Source organism: Verrucomicrobiota bacterium, assembly GCA_039192515.1.
In the GTDB taxonomy this organism is placed as follows: domain Bacteria; phylum Verrucomicrobiota; class Verrucomicrobiia; order Methylacidiphilales; family JBCCWR01; genus JBCCWR01.
This window is the reverse complement of sequence record JBCCXA010000069.1, coordinates 1-7,105: the sequence shown is the minus strand read 5'-3', so window position 1 is coordinate 7,105 and position 7,105 is coordinate 1. Positions and strand designations below refer to the sequence as shown.

Below are 7,105 nucleotides of genomic sequence, written 5' to 3'. Positions count from 1 at the left end.
GGAATATTTCGATTGAGGTTACGTCTGCTGCAGCTCTTGATCTTGCAACCTTAGATACCAGCCAAAGTGACCTTGATACAACAACGTCCAGGCGAGGTCTTCGAAACACTGATGACGCTGACAGTGGTGGGGATGTGGAGGTTACAACTAGGGGGGCGCTTACGGTAGATGCGATCGCCACCGAAGGCGGACACATTACGCTCAATTCTCGAACGTCGATTCAAGCGACGCAGTTGGATTCGTCATCTGAGAGTGGGAGTGGGGGGGCGATCGCCCTCAATGCTCCTACTGTGGATGTAGGGGCGATCGATTCATCGGGTGCGACCAATGGTGGCAACATTAATATTCCCCCAAATGACGACGAGCTCCTTACCACTATCCAAACAGGATCGATTAATTCATCTGGCGGTGAGGATGGCGGCGACATTCGAATAGCTGCTACCGAAATTCTGCAAACGGATACGATTGATGCCAGCGCAGGGACGGGCACAGGTGGCGATGTGTCCTTAGAGTTGACTGTTGAGGACCTAGACACCACAGAGTTAGACGATCTAAGCGGAACTTTCCAGGTTTCCTCCATTGATACTCAGTCGATGAGTGGAAATGGAGGCAATATTACAGTTGATACAAATATCCTCTTCCGTACCACCAACACCATTGATGGCACCACCAGTAGCATTAATGCCACAGGCGGTGATGATAGCGGCATCATTCGAATTGATCATGGCGGTGGCCCCCAAGATATTACCTTTGATGTCTTGGCTCCAGATACCGACTTAATCAACGGCACGACAGGATCCATCGTCAGTGGTAGAGACGAAATCAATCCCACGGCAAGCTTCGCAGGTTTATTTGAAACTGAAAATGACAATATCATCATAAGAACTTCCTCTGCTACCCAAAAATGTCCGCCTGTTTGTGAAACGCCTCCCTCTCCTGAGATTACTCCCCTAGACGAAGATCTGATAAGTCTGTTAGAAGAAGGCTTCACTAAGCAATACGTGGACTATTTTGGCCTAGATGATGTCCGCATTAAGTCCCTAAAAGATGCTAGAGACGCACTACAGTCTATTGAAGAAAAAACAGGGGTTAGAACTGCTGTCATTTACGCATTCTACGTTCGTCCTGAGTATGTTACTGATGACCCGCTTGTTGACGGTTCTACTCAATGGTATTCATTTGGTTCAGACCTTTCACTAGAAGGGGCAGCCGTTGATCAACTTCCTTGGGCCTATTCGAAACCATCTGATGCTAATGATAAGGCAACAGAAAATGTGCCGCTTCAGGTTGTGATGATAACGCCTGATGAGTATAGAGAACCCATCGTCAGGCGATCACAAACAACTGATACAGACCTTCAAGAAATATTAGGAGACTTTCGAAGACCTCTCTTAGAAAGCGGTAGTGACTTTCGCATAGCAGGTGCCCAGCTATTCTGTTCTCTTTTAGGAGAAGTTAAAGAAGATTTGGATGTTCTAAATATTGACAACCTAGCCTTTATTATGGATGAAGGGCTTAGAACATTACCTTTGTCGGCAATGTATATTCCATCTGAATGTGAAGGCTTTATTCCGGGCCACGACAGTAATAATATCTCTACAAATAATCCGGAACAAACTTCAAATCAACGAAGTGATACGTTAGAGAAACGGATACGAGATGACCAAGGAGGCCATTATCTAATTGAACGGTTTAGTGTTGGTATCTTACCCAGTTTTAGTTTAGTAGATGCAGAATATACGCCACTATATCCGGAAAGCACTCAGCTTTTAGCTATGGGAGCTGATTTTCAGGTTGATGATACAAATAGTTCTCGGTGGAGAAACGCTTCTCCACCGCCAACTTTACCTGCAGTTTCTTCTGAACTAGAAACCATTACTAATATTTGGAGCTCTGTTGACAACGAGACAGATGATATGGAGACTTTTGTCTTCAATGAAGACTTCACTTTAACAAATCTTCAACGTCAAATCGCGATTTTAGATCGAAAACGTCCTGCTATCGTGCATATTGCAACACACAGTGAATTTCAGGAAGGGGAACCTTCAGAATCATTTATTCGGCTATGGCCCGAAGAAGATGGGGTGGATCGCTTGCATTTAGACCTCCTTCCTACGGTCGTATCAGGGTCTAACGATCTTATTGAGTTGTTAGTATTGAGTTCTTGCGAAACGGCTCAGGGAGACAACAATAGCAAGGCAGAATTAGGGTTTGCAGGTTTTGCAACGCAAGCCGGTGTCAAGTCAGGTCTAGCTAGTCTGTGGAAAGTGAATGATGTATCAACACTTGCGTTAATGATTGGTTTTTATCATGCGCTGGATGTACTATATGGTTCTGCACAAGATGGGCAAACTGATTCTGTTGTTTTAGATGACAATCATAAAATACGTTCAGAAGCTTTGCGACGTGTCCAAGTGGCCATGCTCAAAAAGGAAATCAGATTTTCCGAAGAAGGGTATTTGATTCTTGATGCGGGAGGTGCATTGGGACTAGATGCAGATATAATTATTTCAGATGAGCTTGCAGAGCCTTTAAAGAAATTTGATAGCTATCCTGACCTTTCTGAACCATACCATTGGGCTGCCTTTACAATTGTTAGTAGTCCTTGGTAATTCATAGATAATTAGCGGTTTTGTTTCTTGGTTTAAGGCCAAGCAAGACAATGGTAGTGGAGACACAAAATGCTTCCTCAAACTTGCTGAAAAGTTAATGCCTTACAAAAAGGACTTATTCTTTATCGGTGTTGTAGGTCGTGAAGCTCCTCACAACACCGATAATGCTGTCACAGCTTGATATGGGCCACAAGCAGTAATAGGAACAGACAACTATTCTAATTCAAGAATGTCAGCATCCAAACAATTTAATATGCTCCTCATTTCTTGATATTCCCTGCTCTCTGCGTCTATCTCTAGTGAGTCTAATTCCTTTTTAATCTCTTGAAAAGCATCTTTAGCTGATGTGAAATAGCTCTCTGCTTCTCCTTGTCGGTCTAAATGGTTATAAAGTTTTCCGATTTCCCATGTAATTTTAGCAAAATCGAAAGACGTTAGTTCTATTTCGACTTCTTCATACAGAGGGATAATTTCATTCTCAAGTTTTGAAAGAAGATCGTTTTTAATGTAGCTAGGTAGTAATCGATTACCTTGATTGTCTTCTGAGTGTTCAATCACTTCTAGAAATAACAACCCTAAATGTGCATAAAGAGAAACATGAGCATAGGTGTTATTCGTCCTATTCACTTGCCTATAATACCCCTTTGCATCTTTTAATAAACCTATTTTGCTCGCAGAGACCCCACGCAAATAGTCTAAATATTCATCTTGACGGGTAATCTGTTTCAAAGTTTGCAATGATTGAGAGAAATAGCCTCCTTGAAAATATTGCATTGCTCGAAACAGGTTGTCCTCATCGTTTCTTTCAGCTTCAGAAATTGTATCTCTGAATTCTAATTCTTCAGGAGAAAACTCTTGATCTCTAAAGTCTTGTTTAGGAAAATATTCAGGAGAAGAAGATTGTTTATGATATACAAAACCAAATGATTGCGTGTTAGAACGCCTGAAATACAGATGGAGATAATCTTTTTCATCACCTAGTAAACGTACCTTTTGGGGGATAGAGGAGGGATATTCTGATTCTGTAACTCCATCGATTACCGCCGTTACACGCAATACGTACTTATTGCCGTTTTCTAAAGCCATATCGGCTTCTAAAGCATCATTTCCTGACTCCATATCCTCATTCTTAGGGAATGGATATTCAGCCTGAGTCTCTGTGCCAGGAACCACATACTTATCACTAACCCAGCCTTTGGCAATGAGTTCAAGATGATATTCTTTTGCGTTTGATACACCTCTCCATTGCAATAAAAGTTTTGGTTCATCAATAGCTACACCTCTCTCATTAAACCGTGAGGCCGTAACATAACCTCGGGGACTAATGATATATGGCATTCCTGCGGTCGTTATTTCTTGAGCCAATGCAACATCTTCACATAACCCCCCGCGAACATTTGATCTAGGACCTGGAGGACAAAAATTTTCATTCCCTACCGTAAGCTCCTTCGCACCTTCCAGAGGCCCCCTAAATCCCATAGCCACCACTTGCACATGCCGCTTTTACAAAGCTACGTGGGGATAGTTCAATCACATCGCCAAAGTTCAAATGCACTCCTTTCAGCAGCACTTTCCGATCCCCAATCCCTCCAGGACGATAGTAAACTTTATCTCGACCAGAATTGACGTGAATAATCTCATTTTGAGCAGAGGCGCTTGGTGCAGAAGTGGCGATTATACTGGCGATCAAGCCTAGAGAAAATGTCAGAGCTTTGGACTTCTTTAATATGTTCATTGGGCACCCTTAATAACAGAAAATCACTTCACGTGCTGAAGTAATTAAATTATGATTCATCCTTAGACAGCAAAGTGGATATTATCCACCTGGATCATCATAAAAATTTTAAAAAATTCAAAAAAATCAAACTCAATAAACTTTCAGCAAAGTATAATTCCAGTAGACTAGATAATCTATTGACATTCAATAAAATTGATAGATTAACCTGATGAAACGCTTTTTGATGTGATATTAGCCTTAGGCATAAAAACAATCTGAATGATGTTTTTTTAGGTAAATTGGCTTATATTTTAACATGAGATTCTGGGGAATGGAGAACCCCATGATTTTGCTAGAGGCATTCTATTTAAGTTATAAGCCATTAATTAGAATCAATTAAGATGCTGATTGTGCCTTTCCTAAACACTCAAAAATCTCAACTCTACTATTAGAGACTTCACCTTCCACTAATCCCTTTTCATATTGATCGATTTTTTCATTGAATTTTTTCCAGTTATTTTTTGCCTCTTCCAATTTACCTTGTTTTTCCAATGCTTGAGCCAAAAAACAGTAGGGAATTGCTTGTATCTCAGGCCATATATCTTCAAATCTTTGTGGAAATAGTTTGGGCAGAAATTGAGTTGCCTGATCTAAGTGCTTCTCCGCCAGTACATAATTCGGTTCTTCTTGTGACAAATATGCCCAACCTATATTCTTAGATATCGAGAAAAGAAGATAGTCATTTGCCATACCATCTTCTTCTTTTGCTCTCTCCCTTATTTGTAAAGTATATAACCAACCAATAGCAACATCAGTTTTACCGCTTATGATATAAATTCTTGCTAGATTATTAAGTGCTTCATTGGCCTCATTACTTATAGCTGCTGTATTACCATCAGATAAACGATCACTTCCGGCAGCAGCAGTCCGATATGCTTCTTCTGCCAAATCTAATTTATTCAAATCCTCATAAACATTGCCAAGATACAAATAGGCCCTAATATTATTAGGGTTTAAATGAACGGCTTTTTGGAAGTTCTGTTCTGCATTCACCAAACTTTTATCTAAAATATATGCTTCTCCATATGCCTTTGAACCTTGATTGACAAACCATCTAGAAAGAATAGGAAGAAGAGGGTAATAAAACGCTACACTGATCGCTAAGCTTAAAATAGACACACGCCACCATCGTCTACTGCGAAGTTCTGTCAGCGACTGACGATTCAATACCCAAAGGGAACTAATCTGCACTCCTGTAAAAATGCTCGATATTAAAGTACCTCCTAACAAAAGACGTGGAATAGTTGCAGCAAGAAAACCGATGGTTAAAGAAAAAATCATGAGCTTTCCAAGCATATCGAGATCTGGAGTTCCTCGAGAGTCTAGTCCATTTTGCTGCCAGTTTGCCCAACTCGCTATTCCTGAAAGCCGACTACACTGCAATTGAAATCTACTATCTAGCTCTTTGAATCGCTTATGATATGAAACCGCATACGACTCAAACTCATCAACATCCTGAGCTTCTCCATTTTGAGGTTCCGGTTGCTTGATGTTACGAAAATTTTTCAGTAGAGACCTTCGTTTTGCAATAACCTTTGAGGCCAGTATGCTACTTTCACCATTACTATTCTGTGTTTGAGGTTGAGTTTTCAACACAGTATTTTTGGGAGTAAAGAGATGAAAAAAACTGTGAATGATATTTTTTAAAGAAGATAACTCAATTGTTTGGCCCTCATGACTCTTTTGGGAACGTTGTTTACCCTCTGAGAATGTCTGTAAATCTTTTGGAAAACTAGATGCAGATAATACTTCCTCCTCAAATAGCTGATCGATTGCATCTTCAAAAGATGCAATTGCTTCCTCGTAGCTATTTAGAGCGTCTTCAATTGCTTGTGCGTCCATATTCTGAGTAAGTCTCCTATCCTAAAATTTTACAGATCACCCTTTTGCATACTGAAGCGTACAGATAGTATCTGCCCTTACTTGAAGGAGTTCTCGTCACTTAGGATACTACTATAAGGAACTTTGCTACAGAACGGGCATGATCCGTATTCTTCTGACACATCACAAACACATTCTTGCAGCCAAGTAAGGTTTACTAAGCAAGCTGGTAAAAGTATTAGGTGACTTGCAATCCGAAGATCTTTGCTATCACTACCTGATAGGCTAACAGCTCGTACTTTTGTGCTACATAACAACTTAGTTAACTACATGGTTTTGATGCCGTAATTTGCAAAACATCCCTCTGGTATTGCCTAAGATGATGCAGGAACGAGCGTTGCAATAGATTTCAATACCTGTAGTACTTCATACAGATCATTACCGGGATTTCTCAACGAAAACAGTTTGGAACGGCCATATTGTTTAGTGGGCTGCTGAAGCACTTTTAGAAAATGAAATTCATTCCCATTGGTTACAAGACCAAACACGGTTTTTCTGGATTAGGACAACCTAGCATGTAGGCAAGCGCTTGAGGAATGGCATTAATTAGAGAAAATTTACTATGTTTTGATTCGATAACCGCTAACCAAAACTGGTCTTTGATCACCAAAATATCGATGCGCCCTCGATAAATTGTCGCGTTCTCTTCAGCAGTAATTTCAACGCTGGTTTCATCTAGAATCTGATAGTCAATGCTGTAGAATCCAGCTAAATCTAATAGGGGAGAGACTACTGCCATTTTTACTAAGTTTTCGGAAATAGGCGATCGCTCTGTTAATGCTTCAAAATTATGTGGATGGTTGGCTTCTATTGTATATTTCCTTACAAACTAACG

General features: G+C 40.5%; 5 protein-coding genes. 1 reads left to right on the top strand and 4 read right to left on the bottom strand.

What is annotated here, in order from left to right:
- A partial coding sequence (locus tag AAGA18_15595; protein ID MEM9446765.1) for a CHAT domain-containing protein occupies positions 1 to 2,612 on the top strand: 2,612 nt, incomplete at its 5' end.
- Positions 2,613 to 2,825: 213 nt separating this feature from the next.
- On the opposite strand, the gene AAGA18_15590 is transcribed toward AAGA18_15595, so the two are convergent.
- The 4 genes from AAGA18_15590 to AAGA18_15575 form a co-directional block, all read right to left on the bottom strand.
- Positions 2,826 to 4,106 carry a hypothetical protein gene (locus tag AAGA18_15590; protein ID MEM9446764.1) on the bottom strand — a complete coding sequence of 427 codons (1,281 nt, stop codon included), beginning with the start codon at positions 4,104 to 4,106 and terminating at the stop codon, positions 2,826 to 2,828.
- The gene (locus tag AAGA18_15585) at positions 4,081 to 4,347 is read right to left on the bottom strand and encodes a hypothetical protein (GenBank protein ID MEM9446763.1); all 267 of its coding nucleotides are present in this window, start codon (positions 4,345 to 4,347) and stop codon (positions 4,081 to 4,083) included. Before AAGA18_15585 ends, AAGA18_15590 begins: the two co-directional genes overlap by 26 nt.
- Before the next feature lie 378 nt (positions 4,348 to 4,725).
- Complete coding sequence (locus AAGA18_15580; protein MEM9446762.1) at positions 4,726 to 6,231, bottom strand: tetratricopeptide repeat protein; 1,506 nt, start codon at positions 6,229 to 6,231, stop codon at positions 4,726 to 4,728.
- A 511-nt stretch (positions 6,232 to 6,742) separates the two neighbouring features.
- A complete protein-coding gene (locus AAGA18_15575) occupies positions 6,743 to 7,009 on the bottom strand; it encodes a hypothetical protein (protein MEM9446761.1) in 267 nt (88 codons plus the stop codon).
- Positions 7,010 to 7,105 lie beyond the last annotated feature (96 nt).

Coding starts and splice junctions, on each gene's coding strand:
- AAGA18_15575 (MEM9446761.1), bottom strand. CDS start 7,009: ATGGCAGTAGTCTCTCCCCTATTAGATTTAGCTGGATTCTACAGCATT.
- AAGA18_15580 (MEM9446762.1), bottom strand. CDS start 6,231: ATGGACGCACAAGCAATTGAAGACGCTCTAAATAGCTACGAGGAAGCA.
- AAGA18_15585 (MEM9446763.1), bottom strand. CDS start 4,347: ATGAACATATTAAAGAAGTCCAAAGCTCTGACATTTTCTCTAGGCTTG.